Source organism: Microbacterium sp. 1154 (genome assembly GCF_031455375.1).
Taxonomy (GTDB): Bacteria; Actinomycetota; Actinomycetes; order Actinomycetales; family Microbacteriaceae; genus Microbacterium.
Map to the genome: position 1 here is coordinate 1,067,006 of NZ_JAVDSN010000001.1, position 21,133 is coordinate 1,088,138.

Here is a 21,133-nt window from a genome sequence, read left to right on the forward strand (position 1 = left end):
CAGGGCTCAGTCCGTGCCGCGGATGCCCTCGGTCGACGCGATCACCGGGCGCATCTTCTTCTCGAGCGCTTCGAAGAACATCGAGAGCGGGAACTCGTCGTCGAGGACCGCGTCGGTGTACCCCTTCGGCAGCCCCGCGAGCACCTCGTCGGGCAACCCGCGGGCCCACACCGAGGCGGGGTGGGGCGTGACGACCCCGCTCACGAGGTCGTAGGCGGCGAGCCAGTGCGCGACCTTGGGGCGGTCGATCGAGCGCCAGTACAGCTCGTCGATCGCGTCCGCGAGGGCGATGACCGCGGCGGGCACCTCGTCCCAGTCGAACGCGAGCGAGGTGTCGGTCCAGTGCAGCACGCGGTGCTGGTGCAGCCAGGCGAACAGCAGCTGGCCGCCGAGGCCGTCGTAGTTGCGCACGCGCGATCCGGTGATGGCGAAGCGGAAGATGCGGTCGAAGATGACGGCGTACTGCACGAGCTCGGCGTGCTCGAGCATGGCCGTCTCGGCGTCGTCGAGGTCGTCGCGCGCGGCGAGGCGGGCCTGCAGCGACACGCACTCGCGGAACGCGGTGAGGTCGCAGCGCAGCTCTTCGAGCGAGTAGAGGAAGAACGGCATCCGCTGCTTGATCATGAACGGGTCGAACGGCAGGTCGCCGCGCATATGCGTGCGGTCGTGGATGAGGTCCCACATGACGAAGGTGCGTTCGGCGAGGTCCTGGTCGTCGAGCAGGCGCGCGGCGGCGTCGGGCAGCTCGAGCTTCGTGATGTCCGCCGCGGCTCGGGTGACGCGGCGGTAGCGCGCGGCTTCGCGGTCCTGGAAGATCGCGCCCCACGTGAAGGTGGGGATCTCGCGCATGGCGACGGTCTCGGGGAAGAGCACCGCCGAGTTCGTGTCATAGCCCGAGGTGAAGTCGATCAGGCGCAGCGAGACGAACAGGCGGTTGGTGTACTCGGTCTCGAGCCGCGAGATGAACTCCGGCCAGATCGCTTCGACGAGCACGGCTTCGACGTGTCGGTTGCTCGAGCCGTTCTGCGTGTACATCGGGAAGACGACGAGGTGCCGGATGCCGTCGACGCGGTGTTCCTGCGGCTGGAAGGCGACGAGGGAGTCCAGGAAGTCGGGGATGCCGAGGCCCTCGTCGCGCCAGCGACGGAAGTCCGCGACGGATGCCGAGAGGTAGGCCTCGTCGTGCGGGAACAGCGGCGTGAGAGCCTCGATCGCGCTGATGACGTGGTCGATCAGCGGAGCGGCGGCGGCGGTGTCCTCGATGGAACCGTCCTTGACCTGGAGGTCCTGCAGCGCGCCGGCGGCGTTCTTGAGCTGGGCCCAGGCGGGGGTGTGCTCGACCGAGTCGACGCCGTGACCGTCGATCAGATCGTCGTCGGCACGGGTGGTCGCGGCAATGGTCATGGCATCCTCCGATCGGAACGGTAAAAATTCCTGCTAAGTACGGATGCTAACGGAAAACTTACGGAACGCGCCACATCCGCCCTGACGACCGCTGATACTGTCGAGCGCATGACCGAGGCTTCCCCCCGCGCTCCTCGCCTCGAGGATTCCGTCGACGCGGCGATCGTCCGCGAGATCTCCCTCGATGCGCGCGCCACGCTGTCGCACCTCTCCGAACGGGTGGGCCTCTCGGTCTCGGCCGTCCAGTCGCGACTGCGCCGACTCGAAGCCCGCGGGATCGTGAAGGGCTACCGTCCGATCCTCGACGCCGAGGCGCTGGGCAGGCCGCTCGCCGCCTTCGTCGAGATCACGCCCCTCGACCCCGCGCAGCCCGACAACGCCCCCGAACTCCTCGCCCACCTGACGCCCATCGAGGCCTGCCACTCCATCGCGGGCGAGGCGGCGTACATGCTCTTCGTCCGTGTCCCGACGCCCCGCGACCTCGAGGAACTGATCCGCGACATCCGGGCCGCCGCCCAGGTGAACACACGCACGACCGTGGTGCTGCAGACCTTCTTCGAAGCGCGGCCGATCGAGCCCGCCGACTTCCCCGCCTGATCCGCCCCCGGTCGCGTCGAAGCGGGCAGGGATACATCCCTGGACGGATGCCGTGCCCCGGGCCTCCCGCGTAGCGTGGCCGTGATGTTCGTTCTCCGCCCGCTCACCCGGTACCAGCTGGTCACCGACCTCGGCATCGCCGTGGTCTTCTTCCTGGTGTCGATCGCCATCGAGCTCGTCGCGAGCTCCACCCCGGTCGAGAACGTCGCCGGGGTCTTCGTCGCCCTCGCCTTCGCGGGCGCCGTGGGGCTGCGGCGCCTGCACCCGGGCCTCGCCCTGTGCACCGCGTGGGTGGCCGCCCTCGTGCAGATGGGGTTCGACCGGCAGCCGTCGCCCTCCGACCTCGCCATCTTCGCCGCGCTCTACACGACGGCCGCCTACGGGACGCGTCGTGTGTTCTGGTTCGGCTTCGGCTCGGCCATCGTCGGAGCGGCCCTGGTGCCGACGTACCTCGTGGGTCGCGGTCTGCAGGCCCCGCCGAGCGGCAACGACTGGTTCGCGGTCATCGCGCTGTTCCTCGCGGCGGGCTTCGCGCTCATGCTGGCCTGGGTCTCGGGCGCCCTGGTGCGGACCGCCATGCGGGCATCGGCGAACAGTCGGGCGCAGCGCGCCGCCGAGGCCGAGACGATCGCCGAGCAGGAGCGCGTGCGCATCGCCCGCGACATGCACGACGTCGTCGCCCACTCGCTCGCGGTGGTCATCGCCCAGGCAGACGGAGCCCGGTACGCCGCGGCATCCGATCCCCGGGCGACCTCCGAAGCGCTCACGACGATCTCGTCGACCGCACGCGCGGCCCTCGCCGACGTGCGGCTGCTCCTCACCCAGTTGCGGCACTCCCAGGCCGAGGGGCCGCAGCCCACCCTCGCCGACCTGGATGTGCTGTTCCAACGGATGCGCGCCGCGGGCGTCGACCTGCAGGTCGAGGTCGACCCGCTCCCGCCCGGCGAGCCCCCCGCCGCCATTCAGCTCGCGGTGTACCGCATCATGCAGGAGGCGCTGACGAACGCCCTGCGCCACGGCGTCGACCCGCGCGTGCGCGTCCACCTGGCGTGGTGGCCCGATCGCGTGGTCGTCGCCGTGCGCAATGCCCGGGCCACGGCATCCGTCGCGGCTCCTGCCGGCCCCGCCCCCGGTGGTCACGGCCTGATCGGCATGCGCGAGCGTGCCCAGCTCGTCGGCGGCCACCTGACGGCGGGACCCGAGTACGGCGAGTTCGTCGTCCGCGCGACCCTGCCGATCGGCGCCCCGCTGTGAACGCTCGTCGCAAAGAGCCGAATGGATGCCGACCCACCCCCGACCCGCGAGAGGAGCCGTCGTCATGACCGCCCCCGTCCGCATCGTCCTCGTCGACGATCAAGCCCTGTTCCGCGCCGGGATCCGCATGGTGATCGATTCCCAGCCCGACCTCGAGGTGGTGGGAGAGGCCTCGGACGGTCGAGAAGGCGTCGAGGTCGTGCGCGCAACGCGACCCGACCTCGTGCTCATGGACGTGCGCATGCCGGTCATGGACGGGCTGGCGGCGACCGCCGAGATCCTGCGCGAGCCCGACGCTCCGCGCGTGGTGGTGCTGACGACCTTCGACCTCGACGAGGCCGCCGCCCGGGCCATCCAGGGCGGGGCGAGCGGGTTCCTCCTGAAGGATTCCGAGCCCGAGTTCCTCCTGTCGGCGGTGCGGACCGTCCACGCGGGTTCCGCGGTGATCGCCGCGGAGGCCACGCGAGAGCTCTTCGCACACATCGCCGACGGCGGCGCGGGGGAGCCGGTGCCGCCCGCCTACGGCGCGCTCACCGACCGCGAGCGCGAGATCTTCGCCCTGGCGGCGGCGGGACTCAGCAACGCCGAGATCGCCGAGCGCGAGTTCCTGTCCGAGGCCACGGTCAAGACCCACATCAGCCGCATCCTGACCAAGCTCGCCGTGCGCGATCGCGTGCAGCTCGTCGTGTTCGCCTATCGGCACGGCCTTGCCTGAGGCGATCGCGCGTCAGGCGTCGTCGTTCTCGGGGTCGTGCGCCCACGTGGGGGCGAGTGCCTTGATGCGCATCGCCCGCCACTGCCAGGTCGCCCAGAGCGCCGGCCACAGCGCGGGAGCCGCAGCCCCGCCGATCGTCAACCGCTCGCGCCAGAGCGTGCGTCCCGGTTCGCCGGGCGCCTCCGACACCGCCATCTGGTGATCCCACACGTCGAGAACCGAGAGCGGCCCGGTCAGCGGCACGCCCCAGTCGCGGAACACGCGCACGCGTCCGCGCTCGTCGGCGGTGTCGCGATCGGCGACCGAGATGAGTTGACGCCCGACCGGCAGCAGTCCCGCGACGCTCATCTGCACGGGCACGTCGTCGCCCGACTCGAACGAGGTCGGCATCTCGCCGAGGGCCTCGACGTCGAGCAGGGGGCCGTACAGCTCCGCCACCGCGCGCGGCGAGTGCAGAGCACGCCAGGCGGCATCCGGGTCGCAGTCGATGACGAACTTCAGCAGGATGCGCATGATGTCGATCGTGCCCGATCCCGGCGATCGACGCGCACGGCTTGACGCGGGCCGTCTGTTCCGGGCGATTTACGATCGAGGGATGCCGTCTTCTCCCGCGCTCGCCCAGTCCGACTACCAGGTGCGTCTGGACTGGGGACCCGCAGGGCTGGAGCGTCTGGCCCCCGCTCACATCGTGGTCGTCGTGCAGACGCTGGGGTTGTCCCGGCGCGCGCTGGACGCGACGGAGGACGGCCACACCCTCGCCCTCGACGACGACGCGGCCGCAGACCTCGCGCTCGCCGCCGCGCGCGACGGTGCACACGTCGTCGTCGGCGGAGTGCGCAACGCGGCGGCTGTCGCGGCCCACGTGCTCGAGGTGCAGCGCGGGCGCGGGGAGCGCACCAGCATCTCGATCATCGCCGCGGGCTCTCCGGACGCCGGCGGCCTTCGCTTCGCGGTCGAAGACCTCCTCGGGGCGGGTGCCGTCGTCGCCGCGCTCGGCGACCGGGGGATCGACCACGCCTCTCCCGACGCCGCGGTGGCGGGCGAGGGGTTCCGGGCCCTCGGGGGCGCCGTACGACACCTGCTGACGGCGAGTGGGAGCGGCCGTCTGCTCGCCGCGGACGGCGCGCGCGCGGCGGTGCTGGCCGCGGCGGCGCGCGATGCGGCATCCGTCGTCCCGATCGTGCGAGACGGAACGATCGTCGCCGACTGAGCCCCGCTACCGAGGCGTGGACGCGGCCAGTCGCGTCGCGCGGCTGATGTCGCGGTGCACCCACGACAGGGCGAAACGCGGATCGAACGACGGGGCGCACTTCGCGCACGAGGTGGGCCGCGTCGCGCGGCGGTGCCGGTACGCGACGTGACCGGCCGGGCACGTACCCACCCACGGGGCGAGTTCGTTCGCGGTCTCTCCGGCGTGGGTCGTGCCGCCGACGTATCCGAGCCCCTGCGCCGTGCGCTTCCACGCCGGACCGTGCCCGGCCGAGGCTCCCGCGACGGCGTGCGCGACCTCGTGCAGCAGCGTCTGATGGTTGGTGTCGTCGTCGTAGCGCGCCGAGAGGTAGCGCGAGACGCTGATGCGTTTGCGCCCGTAGTCGCACAGGCCCGCGCGTCGCTTGGCGTTGTCGAAGGCGAACGTCCACGACTCGTCGAGGTGCAGGGCGATCAACGCCTCGGCCCAGATGCGTACGCGCTGCAGGTCGGACATGAGCGGGAGCCTAGGAGGGACCTACGACACTCAGCTCGCGACGACCTCGCGCGTGCGCCGACGCTCCGCGGCGTCGATCGCGAGCAGGGTCGACTCGAGCTGTGCGTCGGTGGCGCCGGCGTTCTGGCGCAGGAACAGCGCCTGCTTGAAGTCGCGGCGTGCGGCGTCGAAGTCGCCCTCGTCGTAGTGGACCTTGCCGCGGTGCTGCAGGGCGAAGGCGGCGATGCTCGCCCACCCCTGGCCCTCGGCCTCTTCGGCGCACATGGTGAGTTCCTGCTCGGCGGCGGCGTACGCTCCGCGGCACTGCATGATCGTGGCGTGCAGGATGCGCGCGCGCAGCAGGTCGCGACGGGTGCCGGCCATGCGGGCGACGCGCACCGACTGCTCCGAGATGGCGAGCGCCTCGTCGAACCGGTCGAGCACCTTGAGGAGCCAGACCCGCTCGAGCAGGGCGTGGAGGCTGCGCTGGGAGCCGATCTCGTCGAGCCGCTCCGCGCACTCGCGGGAGTCGGTGACCTCGCGCAAGGTGTCGGGGTCGTACCCGTGGATGTAGCTCACCATCGCTCCTCTCGTTCCGGCAGGACTTCCAGTCTGCGCCGCCCGGGCGTCGAGCGCCGCAGCGCCACGCGGTCGGGGAGCGAAGACGCCGGATTCATCTCTCGAAGAGGGATGCCGAGGGCTTCGGCGACGCGGTCGCATCGGCGTCGGTGGCCGCCCGCGACCCGCGCATGAACTCCTCGATCTCGGCGCCCTGGGCGACTTTGGCGGGGTGCGGCCCGGCCGCCATCAGGCGCGGGAGCCACTCCACCGGCAGCGGGGCGTCCGAGGCGGCGACGACGAGGTTGCCGAAACGGCGCCCCTTCAACACCTGCACCTCGGCCAGGACGATGACCTCGGGCAGGACGTCGCGGATGGTGGCGACCTGCCGGCGGGCGAAGGCGAGGCCGGGGCCGTCGGACACGTTCACCAGCAGCACCCCGTCCGCCGCGAGCAGCGCCGCCGCCTCGCGGTAGAACTCCACGGTGGTCAGGTGGGCGGGGGTCTGCGCACCGGAGTACACGTCGCTCACGAGCAGGTCGACCGCGCCGGTGAGGCCCGCCGGCAGCTTCGACAGACCCGCCCGTGCGTCGCCGATGCGGACGCGCACCGAGGCGCCGCGCGGCAGCGGCAGGTTCTCGCGCACGAGATCCCACAGCGCAGGTTCGAGCTCGATCACCTGCTGGCGCGAGCCCGGCCGGGTCGCCTCGACGTAGCGCGGCAGAGTCAGAGCGCCCGCACCGAGGTGGACCGCGGTGAGGGGCTGTCCCGGCATCCGGAGTCGATCGATCACGGCGCCCATGCGCGCCACGTACTCGAAGTGCAGGTGCGTCGGATCGTCGAGGTCGACGTGCGACTGGGGTGTGCCGTCGACCACCAGCTCCCACCCCGAGACGAACCCCGAGGGCGAGACGCGCGCAAGGGAGCCGTCCGACAACCGCGCGGTCGGGGCGTCGTCGGGTTCGATGCGCATGCGGGCCATGCACCCACGCTAGGCCCTCCGGGCGGCGGTACCGTGGCCGCATGCGGGTGGATCTGAACGCCGATCTGGGCGAGACCGTCGACGGGATGCCGACGGCCGACGACGATGCGATGTTCGCGGTGATCTCGAGCGCCAACGTCGCCTGCGGCGGGCACGCGGGGGATGCCGCGTCGATGCGCGCCTCGGTCGAGAGGGCGGCGCGCTACGGGGTGGCCGTCGGCGCGCACCCCTCGTACGCCGACCGCGAGAACTTCGGTCGCGTCGCCCGCTCGCCCGAGCCCGCCGAACTCCGCGCGAGCGTGACGGCGCAGCTGTCCGCTCTCGTCGCGGCCGGTGCCGACTTGCGCTACGTCAAGCCGCACGGAGCGCTCTACCACGCTGTCACCGCGAACCCCCGCCAGGCCGAGGCGGTCGCGGCGGCGGTGGCGGACCAGTCGGACCGGCTCGGACGCGCTCTGCCGATTCTCGGGCTCTCGGGCGCGATCGTCGAGGCCGCGGCATCCGCGGGTCTTCCCTTCGTGCGCGAGGCCTTCCTCGACCGCGGGTACACCCCGCAGGGGGGCCTCGTGCCGCGCGGCGAACCGGGCGACCTCGTCCACGACCCCGGCGCCGTGGCCGACCGCGCGCTGCGGCTCGTCCGCGACGGCGAGGTCGACACCGTCGAGGGAGCGCACGTGGCCGTCGACGCCGCCTCCCTGTGTCTGCACGGGGACACCCCGGCGGCCGTTGCAATGGCCCGCGCGGTGCGCGCGAGCCTCGACGGAGCCGGCATCGAGGTGCGCGCCCCGTGGTGACGCCGCCCGACGCGGCGATCGTCCTGCGACCGATGGGGGAGCGGGCGGTGCTCGCCGAGGTCGCCGACCTCGACGGCGTGGTCCGCCTGCACGCGGCGCTCGCCGCGAACCCGCCCGCCGGGATCGACGATCTCGTGCCCGCGGCGCGGACCGTGCTCGTCGGCTTCGACCCCGCGCGGATCGCCGCGCCGGCGGTTCGCGCGTGGATACGCACGGTCGCGGAGGCCCCCGCCGCCGACCCGCGACCCGGACCTCTCGTGGAGGTTCCCGTCCGCTACGACGGCGCCGATCTCGACGACACCGCCGCGCTCCTCGGCATCCCGGTCTCCGACCTCGTCGCGCGTCACGCGGCTGCGGAATGGGCGGTCGCCTTCACCGGCTTCTCCCCGGGATTCGCCTACCTCGTGAGCGAGCACTGGACCTTCGACGTGCCCCGACTCGACCAGCCGCGTACGCGCGTCCCCGCGGGCGCGGTCGGGCTCGCCGCCGGCTTCACGGGCGCGTATCCCCGCGAGACCCCGGGCGGCTGGCGCGTGATCGCCTCGACCGATGCGGTCCTCTTCGATCCGGATGCCGCCCACCCGGCGCTTCTGCCCCCTCGAGCCCGCGTGCGGTTCGTCCCCGAGCGACCGCGGGTCGAGGTGCCGATCGGGCCGTCCGCTCCCCGGAACGCGACGCGGGATGCCGCCGACTCCTCGCCCATGCCGGGAACCCCCGCCCGTGACGACGGGCGTCCCGCGCTGCGCATCCTCGACGCGGGCGCCACGACCACCGTTCAAGACCGGGGCCGCCCGCACCGCGCCGCCCTCGGGGTCGCCCGATCGGGAGCGCTCGACGGCGGCGCGCTGCGCACCGCGAACCGGCTGGTCGGCAACGACGACGGGGCGGCGGGCCTCGAGATCCTGCTCGGCGGCTTCCGCGCCCGCGCCGAGACGGACACGTGGGTGTGCGTCACCGGGGCGCTCGTCGAGGTGCGGGTGGGTCGAAGGGCCGTCGATCTCTATAGGCCCCTCCTCGTCCCCGCCGGCAGCGAGCTGTCCATCGGGGTCGCCCGGGTGGGGCTCCGCACGTACCTGGCCGTCCGCGGCGGTGTCGAGGGTGCCGCGGTGATGGGCTCGCGCGCTCACGACTCGCTCGCGGGTCTCGGCCCCGCCCCGCTGCGCGCCGGCGACCTCGTCCGGGCCGGGGTGCCGGCATCCGCGATTCCCCCCGTCGACGTCTTCCCCTGGAGCGTTCCGCCCTCGACGATCGACGTCGCTCTCGCCGAGGGCCCGCGCGCCGACTGGTTCGCCCCGCGCGCCCTGGCGACGCTCCTCGCCGAGCCCTGGACCGTCTCGGCCGACCTCGACCGCGTCGGCGTCCGTCTCGACGGCCCCGTCCTCGAACGGATACGCCCCGGGGAACTGCCGAGCGAGGGGATGACGCCCGGAGCGCTTCAGGTACCCCCGCACGGGCGGCCGGTCGTGCTGCTCGCCGACGGGCCCGTCACCGGCGGCTACCCGGTGATCGCGGTGGCGACGGAGGCCGGCACCTCGGCGCTCGCACAGGCGCGTCCGGGAGACAGGGTGCGCTTCCGGCGCGCCTGACGGAGACACCGCGGGGAATTTCGGACGAGCGCACGCGGTTATACCGCAGGTCCGAGAACGCGTCAAGAATTGGACTGGACACGGCGAGTCCTCCCGCGTATGCTTGGACTTTGCGCTCCTCGATTCCCCCTGCCCTCATATGGTGGTCGGCTGAGCCTGTCCGTCCCCGCTTCACCGCGGTGTGCGACGTGCAGGTTATCGGGGCAGGAACGCACTCCACCTGACGACAAGGAATCACGAGCCCCTCGCCCGGGCTTCTGGAGGTTATTCCCTTGGCTGCTGCGAGCAACGCATCCACCACCACCACCCCGAAGAGCGGACGCGGCGCATCTCGCCTCTCGTTCGCGAAGATCTCCGACAAGCTGACCGTTCCCGATCTGCTCGCGCTGCAGACCGAGTCGTTCGACTGGCTCGTCGGTAACGACGCATGGAAGGCGCGCGTCGCCGAGGCTCAGGCCGCCGGTCGCACCGACGTCCCCGAGATCAGCGGACTCGAGGAGATCTTCGAGGAGATCTCGCCGATCGAGGACCTGAGCGAGACCATGCAGCTCTCGTTCACCAACCCCTACCTCGAGCCCGAGAAGTACTCGATCGAAGAGTGCAAGGAGCGCGGCAAGACCTACGCCGCCCCGCTGTACGTCGAGGCCGAGTTCATGAACCACCAGACCGGTGAGATCAAGACCCAGACGGTCTTCATGGGCGACTTCCCGCTCCAGACCAACAAGGGCACGTTCATCATCAACGGCACCGAGCGTGTCGTGGTGTCGCAGCTCGTGCGTTCGCCCGGTGTCTACTTCGACAAGACGCCCGACAAGACCTCCGACAAGGACATCGTGTCGGCGCGCGTCATCCCCTCGCGCGGTGCCTGGCTCGAGTTCGAGATCGACAAGCGCGACCAGGTCGGCGTGCGCATCGACCGCAAGCGCAAGCAGTCGGTCACCGTCTTCCTCAAGGCCCTCGGCCTGACCAGCGAGGACATCCTCGCCGAGTTCTCCGGCTTCGACTCCATCGAAGAGACGCTGTCCAAGGACACGATCCTCACGAAGGAAGACGCCCTCCGCGACATCTACCGCAAGCTCCGTCCGGGTGAGCAGGTCGCCGCCGAGGCCGCCCGCGCGCTGCTCGACAACTTCTACTTCAACGCCAAGCGCTACGACCTCGCCAAGGTGGGTCGCTACAAGATCAACCAGAAGCTCGGTCTCGACAAGCCGCTGAGCGACTCGGTGCTGACCGTCGACGACATCGTCGCCACGATCAAGTACCTCGTCCGCCTGCACCGCGGCGACGTCACCTTCGACGGCGTCCGCGGCGGCCAGGCCGCCGAGATCCGTCTCGACACCGACGACATCGACAACTTCGGCAACCGTCGCATCCGCGCCGTCGGCGAGCTCATCCAGAACCAGGTCCGCACGGGTCTCTCCCGCATGGAGCGCGTCGTCCGCGAGCGCATGACCACGCAGGACATCGAGGCCATCACGCCGCAGACCCTGATCAACGTGCGCCCCGTCGTCGCCGCGATCAAGGAGTTCTTCGGAACCTCGCAGCTGTCGCAGTTCATGGACCAGAACAACCCACTCGCGGGTCTGACCCACAAGCGCCGCCTGTCGGCTCTGGGCCCCGGCGGTCTGTCTCGTGAGCGTGCCGGCGTCGAGGTCCGTGACGTCCACCCCTCGCACTACGGCCGCATGTGCCCGATCGAGACGCCGGAAGGCCCGAACATCGGCCTGATCGGTTCGCTCGCCTCGTTCGCGCGCATCAACGCGTTCGGCTTCATCGAGACCCCGTACCGTCGCGTCGTCGACGGCCGCGTGACCGACCAGATCGACTACCTCACCGCCAGCGAAGAGAGCGACCACATCGTCGCTCAGGCCGGTGTCGCCCTCCAGGCCGACGGCCACTTCGTGGAGGACCGCATCCTGGCCCGCCGTGGTCAGGGTGGCGAGGTCGACCTGTTCCCGAACGACGAGATCGGCTACATGGACGTCTCGCCGCGCCAGATGGTGTCGGTGGCGACCTCGCTCATCCCGTTCCTCGAGCACGACGACGCCAACCGCGCCCTCATGGGTGCGAACATGCAGCGTCAGGCCGTCCCGCTCGTCCGCAGCGAGTCGCCCGTCGTCGGTACCGGTATGGAGGGCTTCGCGGCCATCGACGCCGGTGACGTCGTCACCGCCGAGAAGTCCGGTGTCGTCCTGGAGGTCTCGGCCGACGTCGTGACGATCCAGCTCGACGAGGGCGGCACGCAGGACTACTTCCTGCGCAAGTTCGACCGCTCGAACCAGGGCACCTCGTACAACCAGCGCGTGGTCGTCTCGGCCGGTGAGCGCATCGAGGCCGGCGAGGTCATCGCCGACGGTCCCGCGACCGAGAACGGCGAGCTCGCCCTCGGCAAGAACCTCCTCGTGGCGTTCATGACCTGGGAAGGCCACAACTTCGAGGACGCGATCATCCTCAGCCAGGACCTCGTGAAGGACGACACGCTGTCGTCGATCCACATCGAGGAGTACGAGGTCGACGCGCGCGACACGAAGCTCGGCAAGGAGGAGATCACCCGTGACCTCCCCAACGTCAGCCCCGACCTGCTGAAGGACCTCGACGACCGCGGCATCATCCGCATCGGTGCCGAGGTTCGTCCCGGCGACATCCTCGTCGGCAAGGTCACGCCCAAGGGCGAGACCGAGCTGAGTGCCGAGGAGCGCCTGCTGCGCGCGATCTTCAACGAGAAGAGCCGCGAAGTCCGTGACACCTCCCTGAAGGTTCCCCACGGCGAGCAGGGCACGATCATCGCCGTCAAGGAGTTCAACGCCGAGGACGGCGACGACGAGCTCGGCTCGGGCGTCAACCGTCGCGTCGTGGTCTACATCGCCCAGAAGCGCAAGATCACCGAGGGTGACAAGCTCGCCGGCCGCCACGGCAACAAGGGTGTCATCGCCAAGATCCTCCCGATCGAGGACATGCCCTTCCTCGCCGACGGCACGCCGGTCGACATCATCCTGAACCCGCTCGGCATCCCCGGTCGAATGAACTTCGGTCAGGTCCTGGAGCTCCACCTCGGCTGGATCGCTCAGCAGGGATGGAAGGTCGAGGGCACCCCCGAGTGGGCGGCCAACCTTCCCGAGGTCGCCCGCGAGGCCGCCCCCGGCACGAAGGTCGCCACCCCGGTGTTCGACGGTGCGTTCGAGGCCGAGATCGCGGGTCTGCTCGACTCGACGATCCCGAACCGCGACGGCGACCGTCTGGTCGACTCCACGGGTAAGACGCTGCTGTTCGACGGTCGCTCCGGCGAGCCGTTCCCGGCGCCCATCTCGGTCGGCTACATGTACATCCTGAAGCTGCACCACCTCGTCGACGACAAGATCCACGCGCGTTCGACGGGTCCCTACTCGATGATCACCCAGCAGCCGCTCGGTGGTAAGGCGCAGTTCGGTGGTCAGCGCTTCGGTGAGATGGAGGTGTGGGCGCTCGAGGCCTACGGTGCCGCGTACGCGCTGCAGGAGCTCCTCACGATCAAGTCCGACGACATCCTCGGTCGCGTCAAGGTGTACGAGGCCATCGTCAAGGGCGAGAACATCCAGGAGCCCGGCATCCCCGAGTCGTTCAAGGTGCTCATGAAGGAGATGCAGTCGCTCTGCCTGAACGTCGAGGTCCTCTCGGCCGACGGCACCGCGGTCAACCTCCGCGACACGGATGACGACGCCTTCCGCGCCGCGGAAGAACTCGGCATCAACATCTCCAGCCGCTTCGAGTCCTCGTCGATCGACGAGATCTGAGCTTCCAGCTCAGCGACCCAGCTCAGATTTCAGAGAATTCCGACACAGGAGAACCAGTGCTCGAATCAACCACTTTCGATCAGATCCGTATCGGTCTGGCCACCGCCGACGACATCCGTCGTTGGTCCTTCGGTGAGGTCAAGAAGCCCGAGACGATCAACTACCGCACGCTGAAGCCCGAGAAGGACGGCCTCTTCGGCGAGCAGATCTTCGGACCCTCCCGCGACTGGGAGTGCGCCTGCGGCAAGTACAAGCGCGTGCGCTTCAAGGGCATCGTCTGCGAGCGCTGCGGCGTCGAGGTCACCAAGTCCTCGGTCCGTCGCGAGCGCATGGGCCACATCGAGCTCGCCGCGCCCGTCACGCACATCTGGTACTTCAAGGGCGTGCCCTCGCGCCTCGGCTACCTGCTCGACATGGCGCCGAAGGACCTCGAGAAGGTCATCTACTTCGCCGCCTACATGGTCATCTCGGTCGACGAGGATGCTCGTCACCGCGACCTGGCCACGCAGGAGAACAACATCCGTCTCGAGCTGAAGACGCTCGGCGACCGTCGCGATGCCCGCATCGCCGCTCGCCTCGCCAAGCTCGAGGAGGAGCTCGCCGCCCTCGAGGCGGAGGGCGCCAAGGCCGACCAGAAGAAGAAGGTCAAGGACGCCGCCGAGAAGGAGATGACGTCGGCGCGCAAGAACGCCGACGAGCAGATCGCCAAGCTCGAGCGCGTGTGGGAAGACTTCCGCACGCTCGAGGTCGGCGCCCTGAAGCCCGAGGACGACGTGTTCCACGAGCTCCAGGACCGCTTCGGTCAGTACTTCGAGGCCCACATGGGTGCCGAGTCGATCAAGCGTCGTCTCGAGGCCTTCGACCTGCAGGCCGAGGCCGACAGCCTCCACCTGCAGATCTCCGAGGGCAAGGGTCAGCGCAAGATCCGCGCGATCAAGCGCCTGAAGGTCGTCAACTCGTTCCTGCAGACCGGCATGAGCCCCGCCTCGATGGTGCTCGACGTCGTCCCGGTGATCCCGCCGGAGCTTCGTCCCATGGTCCAGCTCGACGGTGGCCGCTTCGCGACCTCCGACCTGAACGACCTGTACCGTCGCGTGATCAACCGCAACAACCGCCTCCGTCGCCTGATCGACCTCGGTGCCCCCGAGATCATCGTCAACAACGAGAAGCGCATGCTGCAGGAGGCCGTCGACGCGCTGTTCGACAACGGCCGCCGTGGTCGCCCCGTCACCGGTACCGGCAACCGCGCCCTGAAGTCCCTGAGCGACATGCTCAAGGGAAAGCAGGGTCGCTTCCGCCAGAACCTGCTCGGAAAGCGCGTGGACTACTCGGGCCGTTCCGTCATCATCGTCGGACCCCAGCTCAAGCTCCACCAGTGCGGTCTGCCCAAGCAGATGGCTCTCGAGCTGTTCAAGCCGTTCGTGATCAAGCGCCTGATCGACCTCGGTCACTCGCAGAACATCAAGGCCGCCAAGCGCGCCGTCGAGCGCTACCGTCCCGAGGTCTGGGACGTGCTCGAGGAGATCATCCGCGAGCGCCCCGTGCTGCTGAACCGTGCACCCACCCTGCACCGTCTCGGCATCCAGGCGTTCGAGCCCCAGCTCGTCGAGGGCAAGGCCATCCAGCTGCACCCGCTCGTGTGCGCGGCGTTCAACGCCGACTTCGACGGTGACCAGATGGCTGTCCACCTGCCCCTGTCGGTCGAGGCTCAGGCCGAGGCGCGCGTGCTCATGCTCGCCTCGAACAACATCCTCAAGCCGTCGGACGGCCGCCCGGTCACCCTGCCCTCGCAGGACATGATCATCGGTCTCCACCACCTCACCACCCTCAAGGAGGGTGCCGTGGGCGAGGGCCGTGCGTTCGGTTCCGTGGGCGAGGCGATCCTGGCCAAGGACGAGGGCACCCTCGACCTGCAGGCCAAGGCGCGCATCCGCATCCCCGGCCTGACGTTCCTCGAGGGCCAGGCGCCCGAGGGCTACGACAAGCACGGTCTCGTCGACGCCTCGCTCGGTCAGGCGATCTTCAACGACACGCTCCCCAAGGGCTACCCGTTCGTCCGCGAGCAGGCCGACAAGGGCAAGCTGTCGCAGATCGTCAACAAGCTGGCCGAGGAGTACCCCAAGGTCGAGGTCGCGGCATCGCTCGACCGGATCAAGGACGCCGGTTTCTACTGGGCCACGCGTTCGGGTGTCACCGTCGCGCTGAGCGACATCCTCACCCCGCCCAACAAGGCGGAGATCGTCGCCGGCTACGAGAAGCAGGCCGCGAAGGTCCAGGGCCAGTACGAGAAGGGTCTCACCACCGACGCCGAGCGTCGTCAGGAGCTCATCAAGATCTGGACCGAGGCCACCGACGAGGTCCAGAAGGCGATGCGGGACAACTTCCCCGCCGACAACACCATCAACCGCATGGTCTCGTCGGGCGCCCGTGGTAACTGGCTGCAGATCCGCAACATCGCGGGTATGCGAGGCCTGGTGAACAACCCCAAGGGTGAGATCATCCCGCGTCCGATCATCTCCTCGTACCGCGAGGGTCTGTCGGTCGCCGAGTACTTCATCGCGACGCACGGTGCCCGTAAGGGTCTGGCCGACACGGCCCTCCGTACGGCCGACTCGGGGTACCTGACGCGTCGTCTCGTCGACGTCTCGCAGGATGTCATCATCCGCGAGGAGGACTGCGGCACGTCGAAGGGCCTCGAGCTCCCGATCGCCGCGGCCGACTCGACCGGTTCGCTGGTCAAGGACGCCAACGTCGAGAACTCGGTGTTCGCTCGTACGCTCGCCACGGCGGTCGTCGACGCGCAGGGCACCGTGCTGGCCGAGGCCGGCGACGACGTGGGCGACGTGCTGATCGACAAGCTGGTCGAGGGCGGCGTCGAGACCATCAAGGTCCGCTCCGTCCTGACCTGCGACTCGGCTGTGGGTGTGTGCGCGAAGTGCTACGGCCGTTCGCTCGCCACGGGCAAGATCGTCGACATCGGCGAGGCCGTCGGCATCATCGCGGCCCAGTCGATCGGTGAGCCCGGTACCCAGCTGACGATGCGTACCTTCCACACCGGTGGTTCCGCCTCGGCAGACGACATCACGCAGGGTCTTCCCCGCGTGCAGGAGCTCTTCGAGGCCCGTACCCCCAAGGGTGCGTCGCCGATCGCCGAGGCCGATGGTCGCATCACGATCGACGAGACCGACAAGGCCAAGAAGGTCATCCTCACGCCCGACAACGGCGACGAGCCGGTGGTCTACCCCGTCCTGAAGCGTGCGACGCTCCTGGTCGAGGACGGGCAGCACGTCGTGGTCGGTCAGCCGATCCTCGTCGGAACGCTGGACCCCAAGGAGGTCATGCGCGTGCAGGGTGCCCGCGAGGTGCAGAAATACCTCGTCAACGGCGTCCAGGGCGTGTACCGCTCGCAGGGTGTGCCGATCCACGACAAGCACATCGAGGTCATCGTCCGACAGATGCTCCGCAAGGTCACCGTCGTCGACCACGCCGACACCGATCTGCTCCCGGGTGAGCTGGTGGACTTCAAGCGCTACCAGGCCATCAACCGCGAGGCGGTCGGCGAGGGCAAGCGTCCCGCGTCGGGTCGTCCCGAGCTGATGGGTATCACGAAGGCGTCGCTCGCGACGGAGTCGTGGCTCTCGGCCGCGTCGTTCCAGGAGACCACCCGCGTCCTGACGCAGGCGGCCATGGAGGGCAAGAGCGACCCGCTCGTCGGCCTCAAGGAGAACGTCATCATCGGAAAGCTCATCCCCGCCGGAACCGGACTTGCGAAGTACCGCAACGTCACGGTCGAGGCGACGGAAGAGGCCAAGAGCGAGCGGTACCCCAACCGCATCTTCGCCTCGGACGGCGCGTACAGCGACGCCGACCTGAGCTACGTCGACTTCGACAGCTTCTCGACGGACGACTTCACGCCCGGTACCTACAACTGATCGAGGTGCGGGAGAGCGGGTCACCCGCCCTCCCGCATCGATCGACGACGGATGCCATGCCTCGGCGCGGCATCCTGATCCCCGAAGGCCCCCGGCTCGCGCCGGGGGCCTTCGTCGTGCTCGCGGCGTGTCGGGTGACGGGTCGGCGGCACCTCTGCGCCTACCGTTGTCGTGGAGGAACGCATGGCCCGCATCGGGGGACGCAGTCTGTGGCTGGCTTGGCCGGCGGGCCTGTTGTGCGCGGCCGCCGTCGCGGCGATGGCGGTCATCGCCGCCCCCGGGGTGCCGTTGGCGGTGGGCTTCGTCGGCGACACGCTGCGAGCGGCGACCGGCCGGCACGTCGTGACCGAGACGACGCCTCCCGCACCGGCCTCGGATTGCCGGCACCTGTACTCCCAGCCGCTCTGGTCGTCGCTGGTGTGGTCGCCGCAGGCGCTGCTCTCGCAGCGGCACACGGCCCCCGCTTCGACGCCCGAGGCTGTTGCGGCGGCGAGCCCCGCGGTCGTCGTCACCTGCCACTGGCGCGGGGAGGCGGGGCGATCCATCGAGACGACCGTCTCGACCGTCACGCCCGAGGGTGCCGCGGCGGTCGTCACCACGCTCACGGCGCAGGGCTTCGCGTGCTCCGCCGTCGACGACACGACGCACTGCGAACGAGCGGCCGGCGACCTCCTCGAGGTCCACGACCTCCGTGCGGACCGGTGGGTGTCCTCGACGCTCTCAGGATGGATGCCGGACGGTTACGCCGCGATCGTGGCATCCCACGCCTTCTTCGGCGAGTGAGGCAGCCGGAACGACGCGCGCTCAGCCGCCGAACACGGAGGCGATGATGCTCCCGGTGTAACCCGTGGGGGCGAGGTTTGAGTACTGCGTGTCGATGAGCACGCCGTCACGCCAGTAGAGCGTGCGTCCGTCGTTGACGGGGTAGGTCGGGTTGATCCAGGTCTTCTCGCACCGGGTGCCGGCGTCGGGGGTGTAGCAACTGAAGCCCTGGGTGTCGACCAGGCCGTTGAGCATGTCGAGGGCGGGGCCGCGGTCCATGCGCGAGATGTGGGTGACGAGTCCGGTCGTGTCGGCGGCGGGGTCGCGCCAGATGCAGATGAGCGACCCGTCGGACTGCACACCCGACGCCCCGAGTGCGGGGTCGTTCAGCGGTGTGGTGCCCAGCTGCGACAGGACGTCGGTGGAGAGCATGGCGCGACAGTCGGCGGGGATGCGGACCGCGGGGGCGGTCTGGGTGATCGTGGGGATCGGCGTGGGACTCTCGGACACCGCGGGCGCCGAGGGAGCGGGTGCGGCGTCGTCGGCCTCGGGGGCGCACGCCGTCAGGGTGAGGAGTGCGGCGCCGACGAACGCCGTTGCGACGGCCGGGCGGAGCAGACGACGGAGCATGGGAACACCCTAAGCCGCCCCGCCGACACGGTCGAGAAGGACATCCGACGGCACGCCTGCGCGCCGGCGCGCGATACCCGGGTTAGCCTTGCGCCGCTAGCACCGCGTGAGGAGACCCCATGAGCGACAACAAGTCGTACGGCGACCCCGTCGCTGAACCGAAGGACTCGTACGGCGACCCCGTCGTCGAGCCGAAGGACGAAGCGCAGGATGTCGTCGGCCGAGCCCACGAGGGCCTCGCCGACGCCGAGGCCGCTCGTCGCGACGCGGTCGACCCCGCCGCCGCCGAGGCGGCCTGGGACGAGCGCGAGGCGCACGAGCACGCGTCCGCGACGTCGCAGACGCCCCGGAGCGAGCACACCGCTCCGGTCGTGCACGACGCATCCCCCGTCGCGCCCCAGAACTCCTCGGCGTCCGCCGGATCGGTCGACCTCGACGACGAAGACGCCCGGTGGGCCGCGTACGCGGCGTCCGCCGAGCCGGCGCACGACGACGTCCGGCACGACGATGTCCGCCACGACGGCAGCGCCAGCACCGCGCGCTCCGACGACGCGCACACCACCGTCTACCCCGCGGCCGCCGGAGCCGGCGCCACCGCGGCGGCCGCAACTGCCGCCGGTGACGAACCCACCCGCGTCGTGGGCGGGGCGCAGCCGATCTTCGTGCAGGCCCCCGAAGCCCCCCGTCCGCGGAACAACCGCGGCGCGGCCGGCGCGATCGGCCTTCTCGCGGCCCTCGTCTTCGCCGCGCTCTACCTCGCCGCCACCCTGGGGCTGGGGCTGCTCACCGGCCGGATCGCGTCCGCCGACCTCGGCCAGGCGGCCCTCTCGGCCCTGACGACGTGGGGGCTCTGGGTTCCCACCGTGGCCTTCTACCTCGGCTTCTGGTTCCTGGGCGCGCTCATCAACCGCGGACGCTGGGGCCACTGGGTCGTCTGGGGGCTCGTCGTCGGTGTCGTGGCGTGGGCCGGACACCTGCTGGGCGTGCTCTTCGCCGCCCCGTTCTGGATGATCACCGCCCGTCAGTCGTTCGAACTGCTGCAGGACAACGTCCTCGCCCCCCTCGCGATCGTGGCGTTCGTCCTCGGCCGTGAGCTCACCATCTGGTTCGGCTCCTGGGTGTCGGCCCGTGGCCGACGCGTGAGCGAGATCAACGCCGAGGCCCAGCGCGAGTACGAGCACACCCTGGAGGCCGGCCCTCAGCTCTCGCAGCGCTGAACCGGGAGTCCATGAGCGACCAACAGCGACCGGCGGGGGTTTCCCCGCCGGTCGCTGCCGTTTTCGCCTCCGTCGTCTTCATCGCCCTCTCGATCGGTGGACTCGGGGTGGTGAGCCTCATCCTCGACGCCGACGTCATCCCCGTCCGTGGTCTCGGGGCGATTCCCGGTGTCGTCGGTCAGCTCCTTGCTCTGGCCGCCTTCGCCGGGACGCTGTGGTGGGGTCTTCGCGCCGATCCGCCCGGCTATGTCGTCGCCGTACCCTGCTCGATCGCCGCCTACCTGGGGGAAGTGCTCGGCATCGTCGTCGGCGCCCTCGTCAGCGGCGCGGACCCGGCGCGCGGTCTCGCCGCGGCGAGCCGTGTCGCCCTCGGGTTCCCCGGACCGGTCGTCGCCCTCGCCGCGCTGCTCGCGGCTCTGTTCGGGGTACTGCTGGTCCGGGCACGGACGAACGGCCCGCGCTGGCGGTGGGAGGACGACGACGACCTCTGAGGCGCGTGTGACGCGCGGGTCCGTGCGCATCCGCGTGTTCTCGGGCGTGTCGGGCTAGCGTAGGGGCGTGGAGCGGTCGCTCGAGAGCCAGGTCGGTCAGGCGGTGGACGCCTGGCTGCGTTGGCTGCCCCGGTGGGAGCCGGCGAACCACCGAGGACGCGTGGCGCCGTGCCGCCGCTGCTTCGGGTCGCCGGTGCTGTCGGCCGCGGGTCTCGGGTCGGACGTGCCGCACGGCGTGCAACACGGTCTGTCGACGCGGGTCAAGGCCATCGTCGACCACGCGGTCGCCGAGTACACCTCGCGCAACCTGCCCATGCTCCAGGCCGAGCTCGACCAGCAGGCAGAGCGGAACCGGCGGCGCTCGTACCGCCCCGCCGAGGGCCTCGAGCCCGAGTTCGACGGCATGCCCCTGGACCCCGATCCCGAGCCCGGGTCTCCCTTTCTCTTCACGCTGTCGGGCCTCGCCGCAGAAGAAGACGCCGCGCTTCCCGCGCTTCCTCCTCTGTCGGATGCCGCGAAGGCGGCCCTGCGGCAGGAGGTCGGGCTCGCCGATGACTACGCCAACATGATCGGCCGTGAGGTGTGCACGATCCTGCTTCACCACCGTCTGCGGATCCAGGCGGCGGTCGCCGAATTCGTGGAGCCGCAGATCGCCGCGCTCCTCGACGACCTCACCCGGTCCCTCGATGCGCCGTTCGATCCGCGCGACGTGGAGCCCCCGGCATCCTGAAGCTCTGTTCACAGGGGCACGGCGGAA

Annotated in this window: 18 protein-coding genes; 12 read left to right on the plus strand and 6 right to left on the minus strand. The window is 70.3% G+C overall.

The window, feature by feature from the left end; genetic code table 11:
- Positions 1-6: 6 nt before the first annotated feature.
- Positions 7-1,404 (minus strand): DUF6421 family protein, encoded by a 1,398-nt coding sequence (locus J2X55_RS04885; RefSeq protein WP_115915940.1) that lies wholly within the window; start codon positions 1,402-1,404, stop codon positions 7-9.
- A 108-nt stretch (positions 1,405-1,512) separates the two neighbouring features.
- Here J2X55_RS04885 and J2X55_RS04890 point away from each other — a divergent pair, with 108 nt between their 5' ends.
- From J2X55_RS04890 to J2X55_RS04900, 3 genes are all read left to right on the plus strand, one after another.
- The gene (locus J2X55_RS04890; RefSeq protein ID WP_115915939.1) at positions 1,513-2,001 is read left to right on the plus strand and encodes an Lrp/AsnC family transcriptional regulator; all 489 of its coding nucleotides are present in this window, start codon (positions 1,513-1,515) and stop codon (positions 1,999-2,001) included.
- An 84-nt stretch (positions 2,002-2,085) separates the two neighbouring features.
- The gene (locus J2X55_RS04895; RefSeq protein WP_309822148.1) at positions 2,086-3,255 is read left to right on the plus strand and encodes a histidine kinase; all 1,170 of its coding nucleotides are present in this window, start codon (positions 2,086-2,088) and stop codon (positions 3,253-3,255) included.
- 64 nt (positions 3,256-3,319) lie between these two features.
- On the plus strand, positions 3,320-3,970 hold the full coding sequence (locus J2X55_RS04900; protein WP_115915938.1) for a response regulator transcription factor: 651 nt from the start codon (positions 3,320-3,322) through the stop codon (positions 3,968-3,970).
- A 12-nt stretch (positions 3,971-3,982) separates the two neighbouring features.
- Here the strand turns inward: J2X55_RS04900 and J2X55_RS04905 are convergent, their stop codons facing one another.
- A complete protein-coding gene (locus J2X55_RS04905) occupies positions 3,983-4,483 on the minus strand; it encodes a hypothetical protein (protein WP_115915937.1) in 501 nt (166 codons plus the stop codon).
- An 82-nt stretch (positions 4,484-4,565) separates the two neighbouring features.
- Between J2X55_RS04905 and J2X55_RS04910 the strand changes: the two genes are divergently transcribed.
- The gene (locus J2X55_RS04910; protein WP_309822151.1) at positions 4,566-5,180 is read left to right on the plus strand and encodes a 2-phosphosulfolactate phosphatase; all 615 of its coding nucleotides are present in this window, start codon (positions 4,566-4,568) and stop codon (positions 5,178-5,180) included.
- A 6-nt stretch (positions 5,181-5,186) separates the two neighbouring features.
- On the opposite strand, the gene J2X55_RS04915 is transcribed toward J2X55_RS04910, so the two are convergent.
- From J2X55_RS04915 to J2X55_RS04925, 3 genes are all read right to left on the minus strand, one after another.
- On the minus strand, positions 5,187-5,675 hold the full coding sequence (locus J2X55_RS04915) for a SprT-like domain-containing protein (RefSeq protein ID WP_115915936.1): 489 nt from the start codon (positions 5,673-5,675) through the stop codon (positions 5,187-5,189).
- 30 nt (positions 5,676-5,705) lie between these two features.
- Positions 5,706-6,233, minus strand: a complete 528-nt coding sequence (locus tag J2X55_RS04920; protein WP_115917368.1) for a hypothetical protein — start codon at positions 6,231-6,233, stop codon at positions 5,706-5,708.
- A 94-nt stretch (positions 6,234-6,327) separates the two neighbouring features.
- Entirely contained in the window at positions 6,328-7,194 is an 867-nt protein-coding gene (locus tag J2X55_RS04925; protein WP_115915935.1) for a spermidine synthase, read from the minus strand.
- 41 nt (positions 7,195-7,235) lie between these two features.
- Here J2X55_RS04925 and J2X55_RS04930 point away from each other — a divergent pair, with 41 nt between their 5' ends.
- The 5 genes from J2X55_RS04930 (at position 7,236) to J2X55_RS04950 (ending at position 18,059) form a co-directional block, all read left to right on the plus strand.
- Complete coding sequence (locus J2X55_RS04930; RefSeq protein WP_309822153.1) at positions 7,236-7,988, plus strand: 5-oxoprolinase subunit PxpA; 753 nt, start codon at positions 7,236-7,238, stop codon at positions 7,986-7,988.
- Entirely contained in the window at positions 7,982-9,574 is a 1,593-nt protein-coding gene (locus tag J2X55_RS04935; protein WP_309822155.1) for an urea amidolyase family protein, read from the plus strand. Before J2X55_RS04930 ends, J2X55_RS04935 begins: the two co-directional genes overlap by 7 nt.
- Before the next feature lie 272 nt (positions 9,575-9,846).
- Positions 9,847-13,344: a DNA-directed RNA polymerase subunit beta gene (locus J2X55_RS04940; RefSeq protein WP_210110721.1), complete on the plus strand. Its 3,498-nt coding sequence runs from the start codon at positions 9,847-9,849 to the stop codon at positions 13,342-13,344.
- Positions 13,345-13,400: 56 nt separating this feature from the next.
- Positions 13,401-17,276, plus strand: coding sequence for a DNA-directed RNA polymerase subunit beta' (gene rpoC / locus J2X55_RS04945; protein ID WP_115915932.1), 3,876 nt, complete (start codon positions 13,401-13,403; stop codon positions 17,274-17,276).
- Between the two features lie 183 nt (positions 17,277-17,459).
- Positions 17,460-18,059 (plus strand): hypothetical protein, encoded by a 600-nt coding sequence (locus J2X55_RS04950; RefSeq protein WP_115915931.1) that lies wholly within the window; start codon positions 17,460-17,462, stop codon positions 18,057-18,059.
- Between the two features lie 21 nt (positions 18,060-18,080).
- Here J2X55_RS04950 and J2X55_RS04955 read toward each other — a convergent pair whose 3' ends face one another.
- Positions 18,081-18,668 carry a hypothetical protein gene (locus tag J2X55_RS04955; protein WP_115915930.1) on the minus strand — a complete coding sequence of 196 codons (588 nt, stop codon included), beginning with the start codon at positions 18,666-18,668 and terminating at the stop codon, positions 18,081-18,083.
- A 119-nt stretch (positions 18,669-18,787) separates the two neighbouring features.
- On the opposite strand from J2X55_RS04955, the gene J2X55_RS04960 reads away from it, so the two are divergent.
- The 3 genes from J2X55_RS04960 (at position 18,788) to J2X55_RS04970 (ending at position 21,106) form a co-directional block, all read left to right on the plus strand.
- Positions 18,788-19,885 (plus strand): ABC transporter, encoded by a 1,098-nt coding sequence (locus J2X55_RS04960; RefSeq protein WP_309822161.1) that lies wholly within the window; start codon positions 18,788-18,790, stop codon positions 19,883-19,885.
- An 11-nt stretch (positions 19,886-19,896) separates the two neighbouring features.
- Complete coding sequence (locus J2X55_RS04965) at positions 19,897-20,376, plus strand: hypothetical protein (protein ID WP_115915928.1); 480 nt, start codon at positions 19,897-19,899, stop codon at positions 20,374-20,376.
- A gap of 67 nt (positions 20,377-20,443) precedes the next feature.
- Positions 20,444-21,106: a spermidine/putrescine ABC transporter substrate-binding protein gene (locus J2X55_RS04970; RefSeq protein ID WP_115915927.1), complete on the plus strand. Its 663-nt coding sequence runs from the start codon at positions 20,444-20,446 to the stop codon at positions 21,104-21,106.
- Positions 21,107-21,133: the final 27 nt, after the last annotated feature.

Excerpts from the sequence above, each read along its gene's own strand:
- J2X55_RS04885 (WP_115915940.1), bottom strand. The coding sequence starts at position 1,404 with ATGACCATTGCCGCGACCACCCGTGCCGACGACGATCTGATCGACGGT.
- J2X55_RS04890 (WP_115915939.1), top strand. The coding sequence starts at position 1,513 with ATGACCGAGGCTTCCCCCCGCGCTCCTCGCCTCGAGGATTCCGTCGAC.
- J2X55_RS04895 (WP_309822148.1), top strand. The coding sequence starts at position 2,086 with ATGTTCGTTCTCCGCCCGCTCACCCGGTACCAGCTGGTCACCGACCTC.
- J2X55_RS04900 (WP_115915938.1), top strand. The coding sequence starts at position 3,320 with ATGACCGCCCCCGTCCGCATCGTCCTCGTCGACGATCAAGCCCTGTTC.
- J2X55_RS04905 (WP_115915937.1), bottom strand. The coding sequence starts at position 4,483 with ATGCGCATCCTGCTGAAGTTCGTCATCGACTGCGACCCGGATGCCGCC.
- J2X55_RS04910 (WP_309822151.1), top strand. The coding sequence starts at position 4,566 with ATGCCGTCTTCTCCCGCGCTCGCCCAGTCCGACTACCAGGTGCGTCTG.
- J2X55_RS04915 (WP_115915936.1), bottom strand. The coding sequence starts at position 5,675 with ATGTCCGACCTGCAGCGCGTACGCATCTGGGCCGAGGCGTTGATCGCC.
- J2X55_RS04925 (WP_115915935.1), bottom strand. The coding sequence starts at position 7,194 with ATGGCCCGCATGCGCATCGAACCCGACGACGCCCCGACCGCGCGGTTG.
- J2X55_RS04930 (WP_309822153.1), top strand. The coding sequence starts at position 7,236 with ATGCGGGTGGATCTGAACGCCGATCTGGGCGAGACCGTCGACGGGATG.
- J2X55_RS04950 (WP_115915931.1), top strand. The coding sequence starts at position 17,460 with ATGGCCCGCATCGGGGGACGCAGTCTGTGGCTGGCTTGGCCGGCGGGC.
- J2X55_RS04955 (WP_115915930.1), bottom strand. The coding sequence starts at position 18,668 with ATGCTCCGTCGTCTGCTCCGCCCGGCCGTCGCAACGGCGTTCGTCGGC.
- J2X55_RS04960 (WP_309822161.1), top strand. The coding sequence starts at position 18,788 with ATGAGCGACAACAAGTCGTACGGCGACCCCGTCGCTGAACCGAAGGAC.
- J2X55_RS04965 (WP_115915928.1), top strand. The coding sequence starts at position 19,897 with ATGAGCGACCAACAGCGACCGGCGGGGGTTTCCCCGCCGGTCGCTGCC.